Below are 21887 nucleotides of genomic sequence, written 5' to 3'. Positions count from 1 at the left end.
CGCTACGGTCATCGTAGGGATAATTTCATAGAGTAATTATTCGACTCTTTAAATTTGAGAAAATAGACTGTCAAAAATTGTGGTCGCCATAAAACTCACCTAAGACTATTCTTAAAAGCAATATCGCCGTTGTAAACTCCCATTTCTGGTATGCAAAGAGAAGCTAGATTTATTGGGAAATCATTTACAATAAGATTTTTCTGGCTAAGGATTGGATCGAATAAATGAAAAAAATAATCGTGCTATCACTTCTGGGCGTAGTGGTTGCGGTGGGTGCTGCGGCCAGCATCTATTCAAATGAAGAACCAGAATATATTCAGTCAGCAAAAAGCCGTGTCGGATCGTATTTAACCAGCGATTACGGACGTGTCGAATGTAATAGCACCCAGGTAAGTGAAGAACGCTGGGAGCTGGGCTGTACCAATAAGGCGAGGGGCAAAACCTTCCAGTTCGCTGTTTACCCATCCGAGCAGGCGCCGTATGGGGTCTCTCGTGCGTTTTATCTCGAAGCGATTAATGATGATGCCCGCCAGAGTGCAGAGCAGGGGCTGATGCGTTATCTGCAAATTAATACCAAAGCGGGTTAATCGATTCGTTTATGCTTCGTTGAGGCTCACAGTGGTAGATTGCAGGTGATCCACATCCCGGTATGGAATACCGGAGCGTAGATACCAAAATACAAATCTATCCATGCAAGCATTTACCGCCAGATTATGGCGGTTTTTTTTTGCCCGTTTATCGTACCGGTAAAAATTGTTTGCGATATTGCGCGGGTGAAAGCGCAAATTGCTGCCGGAAATGGTGGCGCAGCGTGGCGCTTTGTCCAAATCCGGTTTGTTCCGCAATATTGTCGATGCTGAGCCGACTGTTTTCGAGATAATCTTTTGCCCGCTGCAATCGCGCAGTCAATAACCAGCGCGCGGGCGTAGTTCCGGTCGCGTCCTGGAAACGGCGCAGAAAGGTGCGCTGACTCATACCCACCCGCAGGGCCAGCGATTCGACGGTATGGGAAACAGCCAGATGCTGGTGAAGATAATCAAACAACTGGCCGAGGCGCTGGCTCTCCCGCAACTGAGCCACCGGTCGGCTAAGCTGCTGGGTTTGCGAGCCGTCCCGATGGGGCGGGATCACCAGCCGACGCGCCACGCGGTTTGCCACTTCCATACCGTAATTCCGGCGCACCACGTGCAGGCACAGATCAATCCCCGCGGCGCTTCCGGCGGAAGTGAGAATATCGCCTTCGTCCTGGTAGAGCACATCTTCGACCACGGTAATGGCGGGATAGCGTGTTTTCAGCGCTTGCGTATAGCGCCAGTGGGTGGTCGCCTTCCGCCCGTCAAGCAGGCCTGAGGCTGCCAGAACGAAAACGCCAGAACAGATCGAGAGTAGCTGGCAGCCGCGAGCATGCGCCGCGCGGAGCGCCTGGCAGAGCGCTTCGGGTACGGGTTCGTCCAGCCCTCGCCAGCCGGGAACGACAACCAGATCCGCTGTCTCCAGCAGACCCAGATCGCCATCGGCCAGAATACGGATCCCGCCCGTTGCCCGGAGTTCGCCATCATCCACGCTCGCCACGGCAAACTGATACCAGTCATCGCCCATCTCCGGGCGCGGCAAGCCAAAAATTTCTACCGCCACGCCAAACTCAAAGGTACATAAACCGTCATATGCCAGCACGACCGCGCGCGGCGAGGGATGTCTTAAGTTTGTCATCTTTTTGCTGTTTTCTGGCATAGGCGGACGCATTCATGGGCTGAATTAAGGGATAGAGTAGTGTTAACACAAACACCACAAATGAGGAAGATTCATGAGCTATGTTACTGAATTTCCGGCTGCTGAGCCGCAGGAAGCTGTGGGACATTTTCTGCGTCGTCTGAGTGTCGAGACGGACTGCGCCGATGTCCATCACGCGGTATCCAGCGGTGAGCAGGACTTTGTTCTGCTGCACGTTGTCGGAAAGCCTGAACATTTTGCCCGGCGGCATCTGCCCGGCGCGCTGCATTTACCCTGGAGCCAGATCACCGCAGAGCGGATGAAAGCGTGGCCGGAGGGCACGCTGTTTGTCGTCTATTGTGCAGGCCCGCACTGCAACGGGGCGGACAGGGCGGCGCTGAAGCTGGCGCGTCTGGGTCTGCCGGTTAAGATTATGCTCGGGGGCATGACCGGCTGGGAAGATGAGCGGTTCGCGTTTGCAGGATCTTCATCACCCGCTCTGTGAACATGAATTTATTTCAACACAGATGAAATTTTCTCGTTTGTCGGCGGCGAGCCGGTATGACATCTTTTCAGGACGTTTAGACATCCAGAAGTCTAAAAATTCAAGAGATGAATTATCACTGTGGGCAATTAACGCCGACAGACAGAGGAGATTTCCATGCAGCGACACCATGCCCCGTACCGCGCCGATGTAGTCGGCAGTTTTTTACGCCCGGATGCCATTAAACAGGCCCGTCTGCAATTTGCCAGCGGTGAAATCGATGCCGGGCAGCTTCGCGCGGTTGAGGACGAGGCCATTCGTCATGTTGTCGAGCAGCAGTGCGCCTGCGGTCTGCATGTGGTAACGGACGGTGAATTCCGCCGCGCCTGGTGGCACTTTGACTTCTTTGACGGGCTACAGGGCGTGGAGCGTTATGATTCCCAGCAGGGCATTCAGTTCAACGGGGTGCAGACTAAAGCCCATGGCGTGCGCGTAACGGGCAAACTGGGCTTCGGCGATCATCCTATGCTGGAAGATTTCCGCTACCTCAAAAGCATTAGCGGTAATGCACAGCCGAAGATGACCATTCCGAGCCCGAGCGTGCTGCACTTCCGCGGTGGCCGCAAGGATATTGATGCTACGGTCTACCCGGATCTGAAGGATTACTTTGACGATCTGGCGACCACCTGGCGCGATGCCATTCGGGCCTTTTACGATGCAGGCTGCCGCTATCTGCAGCTGGATGACACCGTCTGGGCCTATCTTTGTTCGGAGGACCAGCGCCGCCAGATCCGCGAGCGCGGTGACGATGCAGACGAACTTGCCCGGACCTATGCCCGGGTGCTGAATAAGGCGCTGGAGGGCAAACCGGACGATCTGACCGTCGGGCTGCACGTCTGCCGCGGCAACTTCCGCTCAACCTGGATTTCCGAGGGCGGCTATGAGCCGGTGGCGGAGGTGCTGTTCGGCACGGTGAACGTCGACGCGTTCTTCCTGGAGTACGACAACGACCGTAGCGGGGACTTCGCGCCACTGCGTTTTGTGCGCCCGGGTAAACAGCAGGTGGTTCTGGGGCTGATCACCACCAAACACGGTGAACTGGAGAACCCGGAAGGGGTGAAAGCGCGTCTGGAAGAGGCTGCGCGCTACGTGGCGAAAGAGCAGATTTGCCTCAGCCCGCAGTGCGGATTTGCTTCTACGGAAGAGGGTAACAGCCTGAGCGAAGCCCAGCAGTGGGATAAAGTTCGCCTGGTGACGCAAATCGCCAGCGACGTCTGGTAACGCCGTTTACAGCGCTGCATTATTACAGTGCAGCGCTGTACCATTCTGAGTCGTTTCCCGTCACTCCTCTCTACGATCCCTTTAAAATCCTGTCTCTGCAACCTGGCACTGTTTTTGCTCTCCTGAAACTGGCGTTACTTTTTTCTGCGTCCGGCGGTAACGGACGTCTTCGCACAGCTTTCTTTTCAGGAGTGAAAATATGCACCGTCGTACCTTTATTAAAGCGTTCACCTTGTCCGCCTCCGTCATCGCCATGGGAATGAGCTTTGGCGTCCAGGCCGCAGAGACCATTAAAGTCGGGATTATGCACTCTCTCTCCGGCACGATGGCCATTTCAGAAACGCCCCTGAAAGATGTCGCCCTGATGACCATCGATGAAATCAACGCTAAAGGCGGCGTGCTCGGGAAAAAGCTGGAGCCGGTGGTGGTTGACCCGGCATCCAACTGGCCGCTGTTTGCCGAAAAGGCCCGCCAGCTTCTGAGCCAGGATAAGGTCGCCGTGGTGTTTGGCTGCTGGACCTCCGTATCGCGTAAATCGGTTCTGCCGGTTTTTGAGGAGCTGAACGGTTTGCTGTTCTATCCGGTGCAGTATGAAGGTGAAGAGATGTCACCTAACGTCTTCTATACCGGCGCGGCGCCTAACCAGCAGGCGATCCCGGCGGTGGAGTACCTGATGAGCGAGGACGGCGGCAGCGCGAAGCGATTCTTCCTGCTGGGTACGGACTACGTTTACCCGCGCACTACTAACAAGATCCTGCGCGCCTTCCTGCACTCGAAAGGCGTTGAAGATAAAGATATTGAAGAGGTCTACACCCCATTTGGTCATAGCGATTACCAGACCATTGTCGCCAGTATCAAAAAGTTCTCCACGGGCGGCAAAGCGGCGGTGGTCTCCACTATCAACGGTGATTCCAACGTGCCTTTCTATAAAGAACTGGCGAACCAGGGGCTGAAAGCCACGGACGTGCCGGTGGTGGCGTTCTCGGTGGGCGAGGAAGAACTTCGCGGCATTGATACCAAACCGCTGGTGGGTAACCTGGCGGCGTGGAACTACTTTGAATCCGTCGACAACCCGACCAACCAGACCTTTGTCGCGGCTTACAAAGCCTACGCGAAAGCCCATAAGCTGCCGAATGCCGATACCGTGGTCACCAACGATCCGATGGAAGCGACTTACGTTGGCCTGCATATGTGGGCGCAGGCGGTTGAAAAAGCGGGAACAACCGACGTGGACAAAGTGCGCGCGGCAATGGCGGGCCAGTCGTTCAACGCGCCGTCCGGCTTTACGCTGACCATGGACGCCACCAACCACCACCTGCATAAGCCCGTCATGATTGGTGAAATTGAAGGCAACGGCCAGTTCAACGTCGTCTGGCAAACCGAACAGCCGGTACGCGCTCAGCCGTGGAGCCCGTTTATCGCCGGGAATGACAAAAAGCCTGACCAGCCGATGAAAACCGCCAGCAACTAAGCCACCACCAGGGAGAGACGTCATGAACGCCATACGCATGATGATTGCGATTGTGTGGCTTACCGGACTGCTGCCAGGGATGGCGCAGGCATCGGATGCCGATGATTTCGTTGCCGCTAGCCGCAGCCAGCAAACCGCCATGCTGACCCGCTGGGCAGCCACGCCGGAACCTGCACGTTTGCCGCTGCTTAAGGCGCTGCAACAGGAGAACCTTTATACCGACAGCCAGAAGAAGGCATTTACCCGCATCGACGGCGAAATGGTTGCCCTGGGCGCGGCAAAAAGCGCTGAAGGCACGACCAAAGCCGTGCGGCTGACCAACCGGCTGCGCGTGTTAACCGTCACGGCGCTGGCGACGCATCAGCTTGTAAGTGACAGTGTCACCGAAAGGCGTCATGCCGCGCGGCAACTTCAGCGTGACGCCCGGCCGGATATGCTCGGCTTTCTGCAACAGCGGGCCAGTAGCGAAACGGACGACGTCACCCGACAGTCGCTGATGCTGGCGCTGGCAAACCTCCAGCTGACGAGCCCACAGGCTGAAGTACGGCTCAAGGCTGTTGAGCTGTTGGGACAGTCTGACGATCCGGACGTGCAGGCCACGCTGACGCCGTTCACCCAAACGCAAACCGAGCCGGACGCACGGGTACGTGCCGCTGCCGCTGAGAGCCTGGAGCGTATTCAGCACCGGCTGATGTGGGGCGAACTGCTGGGGCAGGCCTTCATGGGCCTGTCGTTGGGGTCGGTACTCTTGCTGGCCGCACTCGGGCTGGCTATCACCTATGGTCTGCTGGGGGTGATTAACATGGCTCACGGTGAAATGCTGATGCTCGGGGCGTATGCCACCTGGATGGTGCAGCAGGTAATGGCGCAGTGGATGCCTCAGTGGTTGGCGCTCTATCCGGTGGTGGCGCTGCCGGTGGCGTTTTGCCTGACCGCAGGCATCGGAATGGTGCTGGAGCGCACGGTGATACGCCATCTTTATGGCCGCCCGCTGGAAACCCTGCTCGCCACCTGGGGGATAAGCCTGATGCTTATCCAGCTGGTCCGCATGACCTTTGGCGCTCAGAACCTTGAGGTCGCTAACCCGGCATGGCTGTCCGGCGGGGTGCAGGTTTTCGCCAACCTGACGCTGCCCTGGAACCGTATTGTGGTGCTCGGCTTTGTACTGCTGGTGCTGTTCTTCACCTGGCTCATTCTGAACAAAACGCGTCTGGGTCTCAACGTGCGGGCGGTGACGCAAAACCGCAGCATGGCGGCCTGCTGCGGCGTTCCCACCGGACGGGTAGATATGCTGGCATTTGGTCTCGGGTCCGGCATTGCCGGGTTGGGCGGCGTGGCTTTGTCCCAGCTGGGGAACGTGGGGCCGGAGCTGGGCCAGGGATACATCATCGATTCGTTCCTGGTGGTGGTGCTCGGCGGCGTCGGCCAGCTGGCCGGTAGCGTCGCGGCGGCCTTTGGTCTGGGGATCTTCAATAAAATTCTTGAACCGCAGATGGGCGCCGTGCTGGGCAAGATCCTGATTCTGGTGGCGATCATTCTGTTTATCCAGAAACGTCCGCAGGGGTTATTCGCACTTAAAGGGAGGGTGACAGACTGATGAGCCAGCCATTGACCTTAACACTGGCGCGCAGGGCACCGCGCACCGCGCAAATCTTCGGCAGTCTGCTGGTTGCGGCGCTGCTGGTGCTGCCTTTTCTCGCGCTGTTACCCGCCACCCATCCGCTGGCCGTTTCGACGTGGATGTTGACGCTTATCGGCAAGATCCTCTGCTACGCGGTTGTCGCCGTGGCCCTCGATCTGGTCTGGGGCTATGCCGGTATGCTCTCGCTGGGGCACGGCATATTCTTCGCCCTGGGCGGCTATGCGATGGGCATGTACCTGATGCGCCAGGCGGCCGGGGACGGGCTGCCCGCGTTTATGTCGTTTCTCTCGTGGAGCGAACTGCCCTGGTTCTGGTGGGGAACGCAGCATTTCGCCTGGGCGCTGGTGTTAATCGTGACGATCCCCGGCCTGCTAGCGCTGGTCTTCGGCTGGTTTGCTTTCCGCTCGAAGATAAAAGGGGTCTATTTTTCCATCATGACCCAGGCGCTGACCTATGCGGGCATGCTGCTGTTCTTTCGCAACGAAACCGGCTTTGGCGGAAATAACGGCTTTACCGGCTTTACCACGCTGCTCGGGTTTTCCGTCACGGCGACCACCACGCGGATCGCGCTGTTTCTCGCAACGGTCATGCTGCTGCTTCTGGCCCTGGGCACAGGCTACGCCCTGGCGAAGAGTAAATTTGGCCGCATTTTAACGGCGGTGCGCGATGCGGAAAACCGTCTGACGTTCTGCGGCTACGATCCGCGCGGCTTCAAGCTGCTGGTCTGGACGCTTTCCGCCGTGCTGTGTGGCCTGGCGGGAGCGCTGTACGTTCCGCAGGTGGGCATTATCAACCCGGGTGAAATGTCGCCGACCAACTCGATTGAAGCGGCCATCTGGGTGGCGCTGGGCGGGCGCGGCACCCTGGTAGGCCCGGTGATTGGTGCGGCGCTGGTCAATGGTGCGAAGAGCTTTTTCACCGTGGCGATGCCGGAGTACTGGCAACTGTTTCTTGGGCTGATTTTCATCGCCGTGACGCTCTTTTTACCGCGCGGCGTGTTCGGTCTGTTTCGTAAGGGAGATAATTAATGCAGCCCTCTGAAGGACTCTTTACCCGCCAGCTACCGGGCGATCGTTACCGTGAGCAGACCGATCCTGTGTTGCAGCTTGAGGCCATTAACGTCAGTTTCGATGGTTTTCAGGCGTTGACCGATCTCTCACTTAATATCGGCATTGGAGAATTGCGCTGCATCATTGGCCCTAACGGCGCCGGTAAAACTACGCTGATGGACGTGATCACCGGCAAAACCCGGCCAAAAAGCGGGAAGGCTATTTACGATCAGTCCATCGATCTGACAGCCCTTGAACCGGCGGCCATTGCCCGTCAGGGCATTGGCCGTAAGTTCCAGAAGCCGACCGTGTTTGAAGCGCTGACCGTAGGGGAAAACCTCGAAATCGCCATGAAAGCCGACAGGTCCGTCTGGGCGAGCCTGCGGGCAACACTCAGCGGCGAACAGCGCGACCGCATTGACGAGATATTGGTTTTGCTGCGGCTTGGCAGCGAGCGCGATCGCCGCGCCGGGCTGCTTTCCCACGGGCAGAAGCAGTTTCTGGAGATCGGCATGCTGCTGGTGCAGGATCCGCATCTGTTGCTGCTGGACGAACCCGCCGCCGGTATGACCGACGCAGAGACGGAATACACAGCCGAGCTGTTCCGAACTCTGGCAGGCAAGCATTCGCTGATGGTGGTTGAGCACGATATGGGCTTCGTCGAGACCATCGCCGACCACGTCACGGTGCTGCATCAGGGGCGCGTACTGGCAGAAGGCTCGCTTCGCGAGGTACAGGCCAATGAGCAGGTGATTGACGTCTATCTGGGACGCTAAGGAGAGGGGATGTTACAGGTTAACGAGCTGAATCAGTACTACGGCGGAAGTCATATTCTGCGCGGGGTGAGCTTTGAGGCGGTGGTCGGGGAAGTTACCTGCCTGCTGGGGCGCAACGGGGTAGGGAAAACCACACTGCTGAGGTGCTTGATGGGGCTGATCCCGGTGAAAGCCGGGGAGGTGGTCTGGCAGGGAAAGACCATCACTCACAGTAAACCGCACCAGCGGGTGCAGTCCGGCGTGGCGTATGTTCCGCAGGGGCGGGAGATTTTTCCGCGTCTGACCATAGAAGAAAACCTGCTGATGGGACTGTCGCGCTTCTCCGCGGGAAACGCAAGGAGCGTGCCGGAGGAGATTTGGCAGCTTTTCCCGGTGCTGAAGGAGGTGAAACACCGTCGCGGAGGCGATCTTTCCGGTGGTCAGCAGCAGCAGCTGGCGATTGGTCGCGCGCTGGCGAGCCGTCCACGGTTACTGATCCTGGATGAACCCACGGAAGGTATACAGCCGTCGGTGATTAAAGAGATTGGGCAGGTGATCCGCAGCCTGGCGAACCGGGGGGATATGGCGATCCTGCTGGTGGAGCAGTTTTATGATTTTGCGGCGGAGCTGGCCGACAGCTATCTGGTGATGTCGCGCGGCAGCATCGTCCAGCAGGGGCGCGGTGAGAACATGGAGCAGGAGGGGGTTCGCGGACTGGTTGCGATCTGAAATGTTATACTATAACATCCTCATTCTTATAACACGGAATGAGGGTTTTGCTGTGGCTGCACAACTTGGAAAAATTGCGCTGACTCTGGGAACGCTGCTGGTAAGCGGCTCGCTTTTTGCCCATTCGCACGGTCATCAGATGACGGAGGCGGAACAGAAGGCGGCAAACGGCGTCTTTGAGGATAAAGACGTCAGGGACAGGACGCTGTCTGACTGGGACGGGACCTGGCAGTCTGTTTACCCGTTCCTGCTTGATGGTTCGCTGGATCCGGTTTTCGAAAAGAAAGCGCAGAAGGGGGAAAAATCCGCTGCCGAGGTGAAAGCCTACTACCGTAAGGGCTACGCGACGGACGTGGACGCCATCGGCATTGAAAACAACGTGATGGAATTCCACAGAGGCAAAACGGTGAGCAGCTGCCGCTACGACTACAGCGGCTATAAAATTCTGACCTATGCGTCGGGGAAAAAGGCGTGCGCTACCTGTTTGAATGTAAGGATAAGGCAAGCCAGGCGCCTAAGTTTGTGCAGTTCAGCGATCATACCATCGGGCCGAAAGCCTCTTCACACTTCCATATCTTTATGGGCAACACCTCCCACGAGGCGCTGCTGAAAGAGATGGATAACTGGCCGACCTACTACCCGAACGAGATGTACAAAGAGCAGGTGGTGGAGGAGATGTTGCACCACTAGGCTGTTGGATTTGCCGGGTGGGGGCTTAGCCTTACCCGGCGTGGGATTAGGGTTTCGTAGGTCGGGTAAGCGCAGCGCCACCCGACACGCTATCTTCACTTTTCACGCGCATCCCGCGCAAAACCATCAGCCACGCCGCAATAATGGCGGCCATCATAATAATAAATAACGACCAGTGCGGCAGATGGGTCAGGATGAGCCCGGTGATCATCGGGTTCGCCGCCGCGCCCAGCCAGCCCAGCGCCTGGGCGGAGAAGTAGCTCGCCTTCATGCCCGGCGGGGCGATATTGTCGATCAGCATGTATTCACCCGGGGCATAAATAATTTCACCCAGGGTGAAAATCGCCGCCGCAATCCCCCAGTAAATCAGGTTCTCGCCGGAAAGCATAAACCCGCCCAGCCCGAGGATAAAAAAGAGCGTTGCGGCTGTCATTAGCGGGCGGATGTTGCTTGCGGAGATCTTGCGGCCAAGCGCGTATTGCAGGGTGACCACCACCACCGCGTTGACGGGCAACACAACGGCCACCACCTTTTCTGCGAAATCGCTGTCCGCATACGCGGCGAGGACGTACTGGGAAATGCAGCTGGCGAACGATCCGCCCACGTAGGACGCCAGCAGGCCGGAGAGCGTGTACCAGAACAGCGCCCGGTCCTTTAGCAGCACCGAGGGCTGCCACGGCGCTTTTTCCTCCACGCTGTCAGACGCTACGCTTTTCTGCACAAAGAAATGGATAAACCCGAGCGGCAGTGCGGCGCAGAAGGCCGCCAGCCAGAACGGCAGTTGCAGGCTGTACATCACCAGTAGAGTGCCAACCGGCGGCCCAATCGTCCAGCCGATGTTCAGGAAACTGTAGTTGAGTGAGAAAACGCGCGCCTTTTCGCTGGAGGTCAGCACGTCGGCAAACCACGCTTTCAGCACCGTTGAGAAGACGGAATAGGCGCAGTTAATCAGGGCAAAGAACAACACCACCAGCGTCACGTTATTCACCAGCGGAATGGCCACAAACCCGGCGATAAAGGCCACGATGGCGACCAGCATATAGCGTTTTTTGTCGAACTTGTCCGCCAGGATGCCAAACCCCAGGCTAAACACCACGCCAATGGTCAACGCCACGGTAAGGGCATAGCCAATATTCTCCACGCTCATATCGTACACGCGTGTGAGATATATGGTCATAAAGGGCAGCGTTGCCCCGCGGCCAATTGTTAATAACAATGACGATGCCAGCAGCGCTGCGGTTGAGCGCCTGATTGATGGTTTCATTTTCCTGCCCGACAAATGCTTATGCTTTTTTTGTTGTGTTATTACAGGATTATCATGGGATCGGCAGCTTGTATAGCACCCAATTTATCCGCAAGTGCTTCTACTCAGTACCAGAATTAATGATCTTCTCGCGGGGGTATTTTTTCTGTTACCTTGAAGTGTTTACAAAAATTTAATAATTCAGGGGCGGAAAATGACGCGGAAAGACGGGCTGTTAGCGTTACTGGTTGTCGTGGTGTGGGGACTCAATTTTGTGGTCATCAAAATGGGGTTGCACAACATGCCTCCACTCATGCTGGCGGGTCTGCGCTTCCTGCTGGTGGCCTTCCCGGCGCTGCTTTTCGTTGCCCGCCCAAAGATTCCCCTGAAGCTTCTGCTGGGCTACGGCCTCACCATCAGCTTTGGTCAGTTTGCGTTTCTTTTTTGCGCCATCAAATTCGGTATGCCTGCGGGTCTGGCTTCGCTGGTGCTTCAGGTGCAGGCTTTCTTTACCATTATTCTCGGCGCGTTTGTCTTTGGCGAACGTTTGCAGGGCAAACAGCTGGCGGGCATTAGCCTTGCGGTCTTTGGCGTGCTGGTGCTGATAGAAGGCAGCCTCAACGGTCAGCATGTCGCGCTGCTGGGCTTTATGCTCACCCTGGCGGCGGGGCTGAGCTGGGCGTGCGGCAACATCTTTAACAAGCTGATAATGCAGCATGAGTCGCGTCCTGGGATCATGTCGCTGGTGGTCTGGAGCGCGTTGATCCCCATTGTGCCGTTTATGGCCGCGTCGTTTATTCTGGATGGACCGCAGGTGATGCTGAAAAGCCTGGTGGAGATCGACCTGACGACCATTTTGTCGCTGATCTACCTGGCATTAGTCGCCTCAATCATTGGCTACGGCATCTGGGGATCGCTGCTCGGACGCTATGAAACCTGGCGCGTGGCGCCGTTATCGCTGCTGGTACCGGTGGTCGGGCTTGCCAGCGCCGCCCTGTTGCTGGATGAAACGCTCAGCGCGCTGCAACTGTGTGGCGCAGGGCTGATTATGGCCGGGCTGTATATCAACGTCTTTGGCTTGCGGGTGCGTCGGGCGACGCGGGTGCGGAGTTAAGGCAGAAAAAAGCCCCGCATTAGCGGGGCAAAAACGAATTACAGGTCGTGATTATAATACGGCACGCCTAATTCGTCGGATTTGTCGCTGCCAGCGCCCATGTGATTGAAGTCCCAGGGCGACTGGTTTTGCGTGGACGGCATAATCATGGTGTCACGATTATTTTGCTGCCCCGCACTGGGGGTTTGCTCCGCGAAGCTCTGGCCGGAAACCAGCACCAGCAAGGTGAGGGCGGCGGAGACGATAAATTTCATGATTTCCTCGGTTACGTCTTAACAGGCGATGATTAACTGCAATGTTTTAGCGGATACAGATAACGGGATTCACCCGGCATACTGGTAATACGGTACTTATGAGGCGGCACGTCAAAGTAGTTCTTGAACGTACGCGTCAGGGTTTGTTGCGATTCAAATCCGTAGCGTTCCGCCAGATAGAGGATCGGCTCATTGCTTTCTTTCAGTTTTTGGGCAATCTCCGTCAGCTTACGGCTGCGAATATATTGTCCTAATGAATGGCCGGTCTCTTTTTTAAACATCCGTTGCAGGTGCCATTTTGAGTAACCTGAACGCTCAGACACTTTCTCAAGGGAAAGTGGAGATTCCAGGTTATCTTCGATCCAGTCCAAAATGCTATGAATGGTGATAGCGTCAGTATTGCGTCTGGACATCGTCATACCTCTTTTTCTGTTTACGGCAGGATTTTCTTGAGTAAAAGCTCAAGCGTTGCCACTTCATCTGCCGTTAAGTTTTTTGTCAGTTCCTGGTGCAGTGTTTGTCCTACTAATTGATGACATTGCTCACACATGGCCGCGCCATCGCTGGTCAGTTTCACCAGTACGCCACGTTTGTCATTCGGGTTAGGGCTTCGTTCTATCCATCCTTTGCAGACGAGACGATCCAGCATGCGGGTCAACGCACCCAGATCGACAGAGAGCACCTTTTTCAGCTCAACCGGCGTGATACACACTTCGCAGCGAATGGAACACAGCACTTTGAACTGTGTTGCGGTGATATCCAGCGGTGACAGGTAGTCATTGAGCAGGCGATCTTTTTTCTGGTTAACCATATGAATAAGACGACCCAGTGGGATTATGTCGTTAAAGAGATCACTGGTGCTTTTCACAATGGTTGCCCTGGCAAGTAGTTTAGTCACGGCAGATATTATTGCTCAGGCAAGTATAAGTCAACTGAATGGATCAGCCGATGCCACGAATTGCTAAAACGCTTCAGGAACTTTTTCTGTACGCTTTTAAATCATATAGATAATCTGGGGTTATTAGTTAGGCGGGACAATTATGGTTACGTTGCGCGGATAGCTCAGGACGAGACTTTCCCCCTATAATTGCGGTAATGAATAAGGATAAGGACTGCGGTGCATTATGTTGGATTTGATTAAAGCAGTGGGGCTTGGGCTGGTGGTGTTGCTTCCGCTGGCGAACCCGTTAACGACCGTGGCGCTCTTTCTGGGGCTGGCGGGTAACATGAACAGCGCGGAGCGCAACCAGCAGTCGAGGATGGCCTCCGTCTACGTCTTCGCGATTATGATGGTGGCTTATTACGCCGGACAACTGGTGATGAATACTTTTGGTATTTCGATTCCCGGTCTGCGTATCGCCGGTGGGCTGATTGTGGCGTTTATTGGTTTCCGGATGCTGTTCCCGGCGCATAAAGTGCATGAATCGCCGGAAGCCAAAAGCAAATCGGAGGAGCTTGAAAGCGAACCGAGCGCCAATATCGCGTTTGTGCCGTTAGCCATGCCGAGCACGGCGGGGCCGGGAACGATTGCGATGATCATCAGTTCCGCCTCAACGGTGCGTGATGGTGTTACTTTTCCGCACTGGGTTATTACCGTTGCGCCGCCGATCATTTTTGCGCTTATCGCCATTATCGTCTGGGGGTCATTGCGCAGCTCCGGGGCGATTATGCGCTGGGTGGGCAAGGGGGGAATTGAAGCTATCTCCCGTCTGATGGGCTTCCTGCTGGTCTGTATGGGCGTGCAGTTTATTATTAACGGCGTGCTGGAGATCATTAAGACGTATCACTGAGGACATTGCCGGGTGGCGCTGCGCTTACCCGGCCTACAAGTCCGTAATAACCTGGGCCGGGTAGGCCGAAGCCGCCACCCGGCACAACTAACGTCAACCGTGGCTGGTCTGTTCTTCCATCGCGACCGGCCATTTACGGAAGATAAGCACCGACCAGATCAGCGCAATCAGCGCGGGAATCGCCCCGAGATAGCCAATGGCCGACATCGATACATGCAGGCTGATCTGATTTCCCACCAGCGCACCGGCCCCAATTCCCAGATTGAAAATTCCCGAGAACAGCGACATTGCCACGTCCGTGGCGTCCGGGGCCAGGGCCAGCACTTTGACCTGCATTCCCAGACCAATAATCATGATCGCCACGCCCCAGAACAGACTGAGGATCGCCAGATGACTCTCGCTGCCTGCCGCAGGCATCAGTAACAGCAGGCACGCCAGCAGCAGGCCAATCGCACTGCTTACAAGCGCAGACGCGTGCTTATTGCCCAGCTTCCCGAACAGGATACTGCCGATAATCCCCGCGCCGCCCAGGATCAGCAGCAGAACGGTGGCGAAGTTAGCGCTAAAGCCCGCCACAACCTGAACAAACGGCTCAATATAGCTGTAGGCCGTGTAATGGGCGGTCACCACAATCACGGTCAGCAGATAGATGCTCATCAGCGCCGGTCGACGCATCAGCAGCGGCAGACTTTTCAGCGAGCCGGAGTGTTCACTGGGCAGTTTTGGCAGCAGTTTGATCAGACACACCAGGGTGATCAGCGCCCCCATGCCGATGGCAAAGAAGGTGGTGCGCCAGCCGAAGTATTGACCCACAATGCGCCCGATCGGCAGGCCTAACACCATCGCCAGCGCCGTTCCGGTGGCAATCAGGCTCAACGCCTGGGCGCGTTTCCCCGCCGGGGCGAGACGAATGGCGAGCGATGCGGTGATCGACCAGAAAACGGCATGGGCAAACGCGATGCCGACGCGGCTGATCACCAGCACCGTAAAGTTCCATGCCATAAATGACAGCACATGGCTGGCTATGAACACCACAAACAGCCCAATCAGCAGCTTACGACGTTCCATCTGGCTGGTCAGCAGCATAAACGGCAGCGACATCAGCGCTACCACCCATGCATAGATGGTCAGCATAATGCCAACCTGTGCCGTTTCCATATGGAAGCTGGCTGCAATGTCGGACAGCAGCCCAACCGGAACAAATTCCGTGGTGTTGAAAATAAACGCTGCGATGGCGAGCGTGACCACGCGTAGCCACGCGACCCTGCGGGAAACCGTGTGTGTTGTCATAGGGATATCTGGGATTCGTTGCCTGAAAGATGAGGAGACGATCTTAAAGCCTTAAACGGCGAAAACTCAACCGTTATGTGATGTGAATCACAAAATTTACCTTCATGCAGCGGTAGCGAACGCGGTTGTTTTCATTGAAGATAAAGAACAACACAACAAAAACAGGCGGTAACACAATGCAGGAGATTGATTTTTATCTGGTAGATGCGTTCAGCGAGTCCTCCTTTGGCGGCAACCCGGCGGCGGTGTGCCCGCTCGACGCGTGGCTACCGGATGAGACGTTACTGCGGATGGCACAACAGCATAACCAGTCGGAAACCGCGTTTTTTGTGTGCACCAAAGGGGGGATCGAGTTGCGCTGGTTCACCACGCTAACCGAGGTTAATCTGTGTGGTCACGCGACGCTTGCCGCGGCGTATGTTCTGTTTAACGAACTGGATTATCCGGACTCACGCCTTCATTTTGACACTGCCTCTGGTCGCCTGACCGTCAGCCGTGAAGGTGACTGGATGACGCTGGACTTCCCGGCCTGCCCGACGCAGGCACAGACGCCGCCACCGGAGTTGCTCACCGCACTCGGTATCAGCCACTACGTCGAGGCGCGAAAAGGCCGCGCCTGGGTGCTGGTACTGGAGAGCCGCGAGCAGGTGGAAGCCATTAATCCGGATTTCTCCGCCATGACGCCTGGGGAGCATAAAGTGGCCGTCACCGCCCGGGACGAAGGAGAATACGACTTTATCAGTCGTTTCTTCTCGCCGGGCGTGGCCGTGCCGGAAGATCCTGTCACCGGCTCCGCGCACACCATGCTGATCCCATACTGGAGTGAACGGCTTGGCAAAACACAGATGTTTGCCCGCCAGGTTTCCGCCCGTGGAGGAGACGTACGCTGCGAACTCAAGGGCGACCGCGTGCGGATGGGCGGGCAGGCGGCGCTGTATCTGAAGGGCACAGTATTTCTGCGCTGAATAAATCTAAGAGGAACCAACGATGCAGGAAATTGATTTTTATCTGGTGGATGCCTTCAGCGACAGGGCGTTCGGCGGCAATGCGGCGGCGGTGTGTCCGCTGGAAGCGTGGCTGCCGGATGAGACGTTGCTGAAGATGGCGAAGCAGCATAATCAGTCAGAGACGGCGTTCTTTGTCCGAACGGATAACGGGTTTGAACTGCGCTGGTTTACCACGCAGGATGAAATTAACCTATGCGGCCACGCAACCCTCGCGGCTTCTCACGTTATTTTCGAATACCTGGATTATCCGCATACGGAAATCACCTTCACCACGCGCTTTGTCGGCGAACTGACGGTACAACGCAGCGGCGACTGGCTGACGCTGAATTTCCCGGCGTGGTCAACCGAGGTTGTCGATACTCCACCCGCAGTGCTATTCAGCGCGCTGGGCATTAACGCGGCAAAAGAGGTGCGTGCAGGGCGCGATTACATGGTGGTGCTCGACAGCCAGCGGCAGGTGGAGGCGCTGACGCCGGATATCACAGCCATGCTCCCGCTGGGGAAAATGGTCTGCGTTACGGCGCCGGGGGATGAGTATGATTTCGTCAGCCGCTTCTTCTGCCCGGGGGAAGGGGTACCGGAGGATCCGGTGACGGGATCAGCGCACAGCATGCTGATCCCGTACTGGAGCGAAAAGCTTGGAAAAACGCAGATGTCGGCCCGCCAGGTCTCCTCCCGTGGCGGGGATCTGCGCTGCGAGCTGAAAGGCGACCGCGTGCTGATTGGCGGGCAGGCCACGCTGTATATGAAGGGGAAAATTTTCCTTCGTCTCCAGGATTACGGTCATCATTAAAAACTATGACGCCGGTATACAGGGCGGGCGGTATGTTGAACGAAAACGACAAGGAGCCTGCCATGTATTCTATTACCGCTGAATCCGCCCATCATCCAGATATTCTCGCCCTGATTACGGCGCTGGACCGTTATCAAAGCGTTCTCTATCCCGCGGAAAGTAATCATCTGCTGGATTTAACCGAACTGCCGGACGACTCGCTGATCCTGATGATTATTCGTGACACTCAGCTTAACGCCGTCGGGTGTGGCGCTGTTGTTTTGAACGGGGACGGGACCGGGGAAATGAAACGGGTCTATATTGATCCAACCCATCGCGGGCAACGGCTGGGTAATAAATTACTGGCGGCGCTGGAAGATGAAGCCCTCAGCCGCTGCTGCCACACCGTCCGGCTGGAGACGGGGATCAAACAACATGCCGCCATTCGTCTGTATCAACAGTGTGGATACGAACGGCGCCCCGCGTTTGCCCCCTACAACGAGGATCCGCTGAGCCTGTTTATGGAGAAGACACTGGTGGCTGACGTTCGTTTAGAAGCCCTATAAACGCCTCAAGCTGGCGGGTCATCGCCCCGCGTCGCCACACCAGCCAGGTGGTGAGCCAGCGCCAGTTTTCCGCCAGCGGCCACGCCGCCACCTGATGATGCCCCGGCATGCTCTCCAGCATGGAGCGGGGCATCAGCGCAATGCCTGCCCCGGCAATCACGCAGGCGAGCATCCCGTGGTAGGACTCCATCTCGTGGATCCTTCCCGGCGTTACGCGGTCAGCATGAAACCAACTCTCCAGATGACGCCGGTAGGAACAGTTGGCGCGAAAGGCATAAACCTCGCTACCGCTCACCTGCGTGGCTTTTGACACTTCTGCGTGACCCGCAGGGGTGACCAGCATCATCTCTTCCCGGTAAACCGGCATTCCTTCCAGTTCGGGGTGCGAGAGCGGCCCGTCGACAAAGGCGGCGCTGAGCGTCCCCTCAAGCACACCGTCAATCATCGTACCGGAAGGCCCGGTGGACAACGCAAACTGAATGCGCGGATAGCGCTGATTAAACCGCGCCAGACTTTCCGGAATGCGTACGGCGGCGGTACTTTCCAGCGCGCCGAGCGAGAATAATCCCTGCGGTTCATCCCCGGCGACGACCATTCGCGCTTCGTCGACCAGCGCCAGGATCTGTTTGCTGTAGCGCAAAAAATTGTGCCCGGCGGGGGAAAGCCGCAGGCGCTGATTCTCGCGAATAAACAGCTCCACGCCGAGATCCGCTTCAAGCTGTCGGATGCGGGTGGTGAGGTTTGACGGCACCCGGTGTACCTTCTGCGCCGCCTGGGTAATGCTGCCGGTCAGTGCGACGGCGTTAAACATCTCAAGCTGTGTTAAGTCCATACCATTCTCGATTCGTGAACAAGGTGGTGAGTATTATTCATTTTTAAGAAATAGCAGAGTGGGCCACAATCAATCAACTGTTATTACATGGAGAACTTCATGACGTATTCATCTGCTACCCATGCCTACTCTGTCAACCCGGCTACCGGCGAAACGCTGGCTGCTTACCCGTGGGCAACGTCCGGTGACGTTGAGCGTGCCATTGCGCAGGCGGATACCGGTTTTCGTCAGTGGCGACGCGAAAGCGTGGCGCACCGGGCGCAAAAACTTCGCGATCTGGGTGCGGCGCTGCGTAGCCGTGCGGAAGAGATGGCGCAGACTATCTCCCGGGAGATGGGCAAGCCCATTGTGCAGGCGCGTGCGGAGGTGGCTAAGTCCGCCAGCCTTTGCGACTGGTACGCTGAATACGGCCCGGCAATGCTGCGCCCGGAATCTACCCAGGTCGACAATGCGGTGATTGAGTACCGTCCGCTGGGGCCTATTCTGGCGGTGATGCCGTGGAACTTCCCGCTCTGGCAGGTGCTGCGCGGTGCGGTGCCGATCCTGCTGGCAGGGAACAGCTATCTGCTTAAACATGCGCCAAATGTGCTCGGCTCGGCGGAGCTGATCGGGAAGGTGTTCGCGGATGCCGGTTTCCCGGAGGGGATCTTTGGCTGGGTGAACGCGACAAATGACGGCGTCAGCCAGGCGATTAACGATCGGCGTATCGCGGCGGTGACCGTAACCGGCAGCGTTCGGGCTGGTGCGGCAATTGGCGCGCAGGCGGGCGCGGCGCTGAAGAAATGCGTGCTGGAGCTGGGCGGCTCCGATCCGTTTATCGTTCTGAATGATGCCGATCTGGATCTGGCTGTCAACGCGGCCGTGGCCGGACGTTATCAGAATACCGGACAAGTTTGCGCGGCGGCGAAACGCTTTATTGTGGAAGCGGGCGTGGCGGACACCTTTACCCAACGCTTTGTTGACGCGGTCAAGGCGCTGAAAATGGGCGCACCGGATGAGGAAGATAACTATATTGGCCCGATGGCGCGATTTGATCTTCGCGATGAACTGCATCAGCAGGTACAGGCTACGCTGGCGGAAGGGGCGACCCTGCTGCTCGGCGGCGAGAAGCTTGCCGGGACCGGTAACTTTTATGCGCCAACCGTACTCGGCGACGTCACCCCACAGATGACGGCCTTCCGTCAGGAGCTGTTTGGCCCGGTGGCTGCGATTACCGTCGCCAATGATGCGTCGCACGCGTTGCAGCTGGCTAACGACAGCGACTTTGGCTTATCAGCGACGGTCTTTACCGCGAACGATGCGCTGGCTGAAACCTTCTCTCGCGAGCTGGAGTGCGGCGGAGTCTTTATCAATGGCTACAGCGCAAGCGATGCGCGCGTTGCGTTTGGCGGAGTGAAGAAGAGCGGCTTCGGGCGAGAGCTTTCACATTTCGGTCTGCATGAGTTCTGTAACGTTCAGACGGTCTGGAAGGATCGCGTGTAATGTTGATGCCGGGTAGGGCAAGGCCGCTACCCGGCAATTCACGTTTCCTGTCATTATTTTGCAATGGTTCTGTCATTTTCGTTTCGTAGACTCGCTCGCGTCTAACGTATTGTTACAGAAGAAAATTATGAACCTAACGCAAATTTTTCGTCGTCTTGCGCAGCGCTTTTATCCTCGTCAGTTTGGCCTGCTGACCGGCATCTTTTGTATTATCGGCCTTTTCTCCGCCCTGCAACTTTCATCCTCCTTCCTGCTTACCGCCTCCCTGAATCAAGCCCAGCGTAACGAACAGCGCAATCAGCTGGCCTGGCAGCAACAGAGCAGACTGGATCAGGCGCGTATTTCGCTGCTTGCGGCGAGCGATCTGCTCAACCGCTCCGGGGTGTACTTTATGCAGGATAAAGAGACCGGTTCGGAAGGGAGCTGGCATAGCCTGATGGACGAGGCGCAAAAATCCCTGGCGGCGTCTCAGCAGGCATGGCAAGCCTGGCTCGCGCTTAATCCTCCGCAGGACGAGGGGCTTGTTAATAGCTATCAGCTGTTCTTCGGTGCCATTAGCGAGCAGGCGGAAGGGCTGGTGAAAACCAACAGCATCGACCTCTTTTTCGCCGTACCCGCCCAGGCGTTTCAGACCGATTTTAATGACAACTTTGCACGTTATCAGCAACGGAGTGAGAAGCAGGCGATACAGGGGCGTCAGTCGCTCATGGAACAACTCTCAGGCCTGCAACGGCTGTTCCTGTTTGCGCCGCTGGTGCTGCTGGCTATTGCCATTGCCGTCTGGTTTGCAATGGCGAAATGGGTGATATCCCCGCTACGCCGTCTGATTGTCCATATTAACCAGCTTGCGGCAGGGGATTTGTCGGGAATACCCCCTGACGTTGTGCGTTTTAACAGTGAAATCAGCCAGCTCAGCGGCAGTATTACCGCCATGCAGCGCGGGCTCCAGCAACTGGTGACTCAGGTCAGCGAGGCCACGACCTCTATGGTCGAAAATATCGGGTCACTTGCGCAGGGGAACCAGAAGCTTTATCAGCAGTCCACGCGACAGGCCAAAGAGCTGGAGGAGGTGACCGCGCATATCGCCGATCTCGAAACCCACGTTGAGGGGAACACGGGTTATGCAAAACTCGCCCGCTCGCGCGCGGATGAAGCCCGACAGGCTGCCGTCGGCGGGGAGCAAATGATGACAGCGGTAAATGGCTCAATGCAGACGATCGTCGACCGATCCTCAGAGATGCGCGGGATCGTCGCCATGATCGACAGCGTGGCGTTTCAGACCAACATTCTTGCCCTCAACGCTGCCATTGAAGCCGCCCATGCGGGAGAACAGGGGCGCGGGTTCGCGGTGGTCGCCCGTGAAGTGGGGCTGCTGGCCAGAAAAAGCAGTCACTCTACGCAAACCATCCAGTCGCTAATTAACCACTCGCTACAGGGCATTGAAGAAGGTTCTCAGGTGGTAAACCGTCTGGAAGAAAATCTCCAGCAGGTCACCGGGCTGGTGGCCAATCTGAGTAGCCTGCTGAATGATATTTCGCTGGCCACTCTAAATCAGGGGGAAAGCATTCATCAGATGACGCGCCAACTTCAGGCGCTGAATCAGGTATCGCGTCAGACAGATGTGCTGGTTAGCGAAGCGTCGAATGCCTCTGAGCGCCTGCATCGGGAGTCAGATCTTTTGTTGCAGGCCGTCTCGCGTTTTCGTCTCCCTGCCTGACGTGACGTA

22 protein-coding genes and 1 pseudogene are annotated in these 21887 nt (G+C 56.7%); 16 read left to right on the top strand and 7 right to left on the bottom strand.

Annotation, left to right across the window (positions count from 1 at the left end; genetic code table 11):
• Positions 1 to 224: 224 nt before the first annotated feature.
• A complete protein-coding gene (locus ACOT1A_RS06510) occupies positions 225 to 587 on the top strand; it encodes a hypothetical protein (protein WP_063147340.1) in 363 nt (120 codons plus the stop codon).
• Positions 588 to 735: 148 nt separating this feature from the next.
• Here ACOT1A_RS06510 and ftrA read toward each other — a convergent pair whose 3' ends face one another.
• Positions 736 to 1731: a transcriptional regulator FtrA gene (ftrA, locus tag ACOT1A_RS06505; RefSeq protein ID WP_063137738.1), complete on the bottom strand. Its 996-nt coding sequence runs from the start codon at positions 1729 to 1731 to the stop codon at positions 736 to 738.
• A gap of 73 nt (positions 1732 to 1804) precedes the next feature.
• Between ftrA and ACOT1A_RS06500 the strand changes: the two genes are divergently transcribed.
• The 8 genes and pseudogenes from ACOT1A_RS06500 to zinT all read left to right on the top strand — a co-directional run bounded on the left by ACOT1A_RS06500 (position 1805) and on the right by zinT (position 9811).
• Positions 1805 to 2215 carry a rhodanese-like domain-containing protein gene (locus ACOT1A_RS06500; protein WP_023300088.1) on the top strand — a complete coding sequence of 137 codons (411 nt, stop codon included), beginning with the start codon at positions 1805 to 1807 and terminating at the stop codon, positions 2213 to 2215.
• Positions 2216 to 2371: 156 nt separating this feature from the next.
• Positions 2372 to 3475 (top strand): cobalamin-independent methionine synthase II family protein, encoded by a 1104-nt coding sequence (locus ACOT1A_RS06495; RefSeq protein WP_023300089.1) that lies wholly within the window; start codon positions 2372 to 2374, stop codon positions 3473 to 3475.
• A 199-nt stretch (positions 3476 to 3674) separates the two neighbouring features.
• A complete protein-coding gene (gene urtA / locus ACOT1A_RS06490; RefSeq protein WP_022648096.1) occupies positions 3675 to 4946 on the top strand; it encodes an urea ABC transporter substrate-binding protein in 1272 nt (423 codons plus the stop codon).
• Between the two features lie 22 nt (positions 4947 to 4968).
• Positions 4969 to 6543: an urea ABC transporter permease subunit UrtB gene (urtB, locus tag ACOT1A_RS06485; protein ID WP_023306185.1), complete on the top strand. Its 1575-nt coding sequence runs from the start codon at positions 4969 to 4971 to the stop codon at positions 6541 to 6543.
• Positions 6543 to 7616, top strand: a complete 1074-nt coding sequence (gene urtC, locus ACOT1A_RS06480) for an urea ABC transporter permease subunit UrtC (protein WP_063148874.1) — start codon at positions 6543 to 6545, stop codon at positions 7614 to 7616. The genes urtB and urtC overlap by 1 nt, the downstream gene beginning before the upstream one ends.
• Entirely contained in the window at positions 7616 to 8413 is a 798-nt protein-coding gene (gene urtD, locus ACOT1A_RS06475) for an urea ABC transporter ATP-binding protein UrtD (RefSeq protein WP_165716160.1), read from the top strand. Before urtC ends, urtD begins: the two co-directional genes overlap by 1 nt.
• A 9-nt stretch (positions 8414 to 8422) precedes the next feature.
• A complete protein-coding gene (gene urtE, locus ACOT1A_RS06470; protein WP_276170217.1) occupies positions 8423 to 9121 on the top strand; it encodes an urea ABC transporter ATP-binding subunit UrtE in 699 nt (232 codons plus the stop codon).
• A 52-nt stretch (positions 9122 to 9173) separates the two neighbouring features.
• Positions 9174 to 9811: pseudogene (gene zinT / locus ACOT1A_RS06465) on the top strand (metal-binding protein ZinT).
• Positions 9812 to 9857: 46 nt separating this feature from the next.
• On the opposite strand, the gene ydeE reads toward zinT, so the two are convergent.
• Positions 9858 to 11075: an efflux MFS transporter YdeE gene (gene ydeE / locus ACOT1A_RS06460; RefSeq protein WP_023300096.1), complete on the bottom strand. Its 1218-nt coding sequence runs from the start codon at positions 11073 to 11075 to the stop codon at positions 9858 to 9860.
• A gap of 193 nt (positions 11076 to 11268) precedes the next feature.
• Here ydeE and eamA point away from each other — a divergent pair, with 193 nt between their 5' ends.
• Complete coding sequence (gene eamA, locus ACOT1A_RS06455) at positions 11269 to 12168, top strand: O-acetylserine/cysteine exporter (RefSeq protein WP_023330139.1); 900 nt, start codon at positions 11269 to 11271, stop codon at positions 12166 to 12168.
• A gap of 38 nt (positions 12169 to 12206) precedes the next feature.
• On the opposite strand, the gene marB is transcribed toward eamA, so the two are convergent.
• The 3 genes from marB to marR are packed head-to-tail and all read right to left on the bottom strand — an operon-like array spanning position 12207 to position 13290.
• A complete protein-coding gene (gene marB / locus ACOT1A_RS06450) occupies positions 12207 to 12422 on the bottom strand; it encodes a multiple antibiotic resistance protein MarB (RefSeq protein WP_023300098.1) in 216 nt (71 codons plus the stop codon).
• A gap of 32 nt (positions 12423 to 12454) precedes the next feature.
• On the bottom strand, positions 12455 to 12835 hold the full coding sequence (gene marA / locus ACOT1A_RS06445; protein ID WP_001303241.1) for an MDR efflux pump AcrAB transcriptional activator MarA: 381 nt from the start codon (positions 12833 to 12835) through the stop codon (positions 12455 to 12457).
• 20 nt (positions 12836 to 12855) lie between these two features.
• Entirely contained in the window at positions 12856 to 13290 is a 435-nt protein-coding gene (marR, locus tag ACOT1A_RS06440) for a multiple antibiotic resistance transcriptional regulator MarR (protein WP_020884159.1), read from the bottom strand.
• Between the two features lie 256 nt (positions 13291 to 13546).
• Between marR and ACOT1A_RS06435 the strand changes: the two genes are divergently transcribed.
• A complete protein-coding gene (locus tag ACOT1A_RS06435) occupies positions 13547 to 14212 on the top strand; it encodes a MarC family NAAT transporter (RefSeq protein ID WP_045622746.1) in 666 nt (221 codons plus the stop codon).
• Positions 14213 to 14305: 93 nt separating this feature from the next.
• Here ACOT1A_RS06435 and ACOT1A_RS06430 read toward each other — a convergent pair whose 3' ends face one another.
• Complete coding sequence (locus tag ACOT1A_RS06430) at positions 14306 to 15502, bottom strand: sugar transporter (protein ID WP_022648106.1); 1197 nt, start codon at positions 15500 to 15502, stop codon at positions 14306 to 14308.
• A 176-nt stretch (positions 15503 to 15678) separates the two neighbouring features.
• On the opposite strand from ACOT1A_RS06430, the gene ACOT1A_RS06425 reads away from it, so the two are divergent.
• The 3 genes from ACOT1A_RS06425 to ACOT1A_RS06415 all read left to right on the top strand — a co-directional run bounded on the left by ACOT1A_RS06425 (position 15679) and on the right by ACOT1A_RS06415 (position 17847).
• Complete coding sequence (locus ACOT1A_RS06425) at positions 15679 to 16467, top strand: PhzF family phenazine biosynthesis protein (RefSeq protein ID WP_126314868.1); 789 nt, start codon at positions 15679 to 15681, stop codon at positions 16465 to 16467.
• A 22-nt stretch (positions 16468 to 16489) separates the two neighbouring features.
• Entirely contained in the window at positions 16490 to 17302 is an 813-nt protein-coding gene (locus ACOT1A_RS06420; protein WP_276170218.1) for a PhzF family phenazine biosynthesis protein, read from the top strand.
• Between the two features lie 62 nt (positions 17303 to 17364).
• Positions 17365 to 17847, top strand: coding sequence for a GNAT family N-acetyltransferase (locus ACOT1A_RS06415; RefSeq protein ID WP_276170219.1), 483 nt, complete (start codon positions 17365 to 17367; stop codon positions 17845 to 17847).
• On the opposite strand, the gene ptrR is transcribed toward ACOT1A_RS06415, so the two are convergent.
• Complete coding sequence (gene ptrR / locus ACOT1A_RS06410) at positions 17801 to 18679, bottom strand: putrescine utilization regulator PtrR (RefSeq protein ID WP_022648110.1); 879 nt, start codon at positions 18677 to 18679, stop codon at positions 17801 to 17803. The two genes, ACOT1A_RS06415 and ptrR, sit on opposite strands and share 47 nt — an antisense overlap.
• Positions 18680 to 18778: 99 nt before the next feature.
• On the opposite strand from ptrR, the gene sad reads away from it, so the two are divergent.
• Together sad and ACOT1A_RS06400 are read left to right on the top strand one after the other, a co-directional pair.
• Positions 18779 to 20161 (top strand): succinate-semialdehyde dehydrogenase, encoded by a 1383-nt coding sequence (gene sad, locus ACOT1A_RS06405; protein WP_126503022.1) that lies wholly within the window; start codon positions 18779 to 18781, stop codon positions 20159 to 20161.
• Between the two features lie 127 nt (positions 20162 to 20288).
• The gene (locus ACOT1A_RS06400) at positions 20289 to 21878 is read left to right on the top strand and encodes a methyl-accepting chemotaxis protein (RefSeq protein WP_276170220.1); all 1590 of its coding nucleotides are present in this window, start codon (positions 20289 to 20291) and stop codon (positions 21876 to 21878) included.
• Positions 21879 to 21887 lie beyond the last annotated feature (9 nt).

The organism is Enterobacter cloacae complex sp. SYL003, assembly GCF_049236925.1.
In the GTDB taxonomy this organism is placed as follows: Bacteria; Pseudomonadota; Gammaproteobacteria; order Enterobacterales; family Enterobacteriaceae; genus Enterobacter; species Enterobacter intestinihominis.
This window is presented reverse-complemented; position numbering and strand designations above follow the sequence as displayed.

Excerpts from the sequence above, each read along its gene's own strand:
- ACOT1A_RS06510 (WP_063147340.1), top strand. The coding sequence starts at position 225 with ATGAAAAAAATAATCGTGCTATCACTTCTGGGCGTAGTGGTTGCGGTG.
- ftrA (WP_063137738.1), bottom strand. The coding sequence starts at position 1,731 with ATGCCAGAAAACAGCAAAAAGATGACAAACTTAAGACATCCCTCGCCG.
- ACOT1A_RS06500 (WP_023300088.1), top strand. The coding sequence starts at position 1,805 with ATGAGCTATGTTACTGAATTTCCGGCTGCTGAGCCGCAGGAAGCTGTG.
- ACOT1A_RS06495 (WP_023300089.1), top strand. The coding sequence starts at position 2,372 with ATGCAGCGACACCATGCCCCGTACCGCGCCGATGTAGTCGGCAGTTTT.
- urtA (WP_022648096.1), top strand. The coding sequence starts at position 3,675 with ATGCACCGTCGTACCTTTATTAAAGCGTTCACCTTGTCCGCCTCCGTC.
- urtB (WP_023306185.1), top strand. The coding sequence starts at position 4,969 with ATGAACGCCATACGCATGATGATTGCGATTGTGTGGCTTACCGGACTG.
- urtC (WP_063148874.1), top strand. The coding sequence starts at position 6,543 with ATGAGCCAGCCATTGACCTTAACACTGGCGCGCAGGGCACCGCGCACC.
- urtD (WP_165716160.1), top strand. The coding sequence starts at position 7,616 with ATGCAGCCCTCTGAAGGACTCTTTACCCGCCAGCTACCGGGCGATCGT.
- urtE (WP_276170217.1), top strand. The coding sequence starts at position 8,423 with ATGTTACAGGTTAACGAGCTGAATCAGTACTACGGCGGAAGTCATATT.
- ydeE (WP_023300096.1), bottom strand. The coding sequence starts at position 11,075 with ATGAAACCATCAATCAGGCGCTCAACCGCAGCGCTGCTGGCATCGTCA.
- eamA (WP_023330139.1), top strand. The coding sequence starts at position 11,269 with ATGACGCGGAAAGACGGGCTGTTAGCGTTACTGGTTGTCGTGGTGTGG.
- marB (WP_023300098.1), bottom strand. The coding sequence starts at position 12,422 with ATGAAATTTATCGTCTCCGCCGCCCTCACCTTGCTGGTGCTGGTTTCC.
- marA (WP_001303241.1), bottom strand. The coding sequence starts at position 12,835 with ATGTCCAGACGCAATACTGACGCTATCACCATTCATAGCATTTTGGAC.
- ACOT1A_RS06435 (WP_045622746.1), top strand. The coding sequence starts at position 13,547 with ATGTTGGATTTGATTAAAGCAGTGGGGCTTGGGCTGGTGGTGTTGCTT.
- ACOT1A_RS06430 (WP_022648106.1), bottom strand. The coding sequence starts at position 15,502 with ATGACAACACACACGGTTTCCCGCAGGGTCGCGTGGCTACGCGTGGTC.
- ACOT1A_RS06425 (WP_126314868.1), top strand. The coding sequence starts at position 15,679 with ATGCAGGAGATTGATTTTTATCTGGTAGATGCGTTCAGCGAGTCCTCC.
- ACOT1A_RS06420 (WP_276170218.1), top strand. The coding sequence starts at position 16,490 with ATGCAGGAAATTGATTTTTATCTGGTGGATGCCTTCAGCGACAGGGCG.
- ACOT1A_RS06415 (WP_276170219.1), top strand. The coding sequence starts at position 17,365 with ATGTATTCTATTACCGCTGAATCCGCCCATCATCCAGATATTCTCGCC.
- ptrR (WP_022648110.1), bottom strand. The coding sequence starts at position 18,679 with ATGGACTTAACACAGCTTGAGATGTTTAACGCCGTCGCACTGACCGGC.
- sad (WP_126503022.1), top strand. The coding sequence starts at position 18,779 with ATGACGTATTCATCTGCTACCCATGCCTACTCTGTCAACCCGGCTACC.
- ACOT1A_RS06400 (WP_276170220.1), top strand. The coding sequence starts at position 20,289 with ATGAACCTAACGCAAATTTTTCGTCGTCTTGCGCAGCGCTTTTATCCT.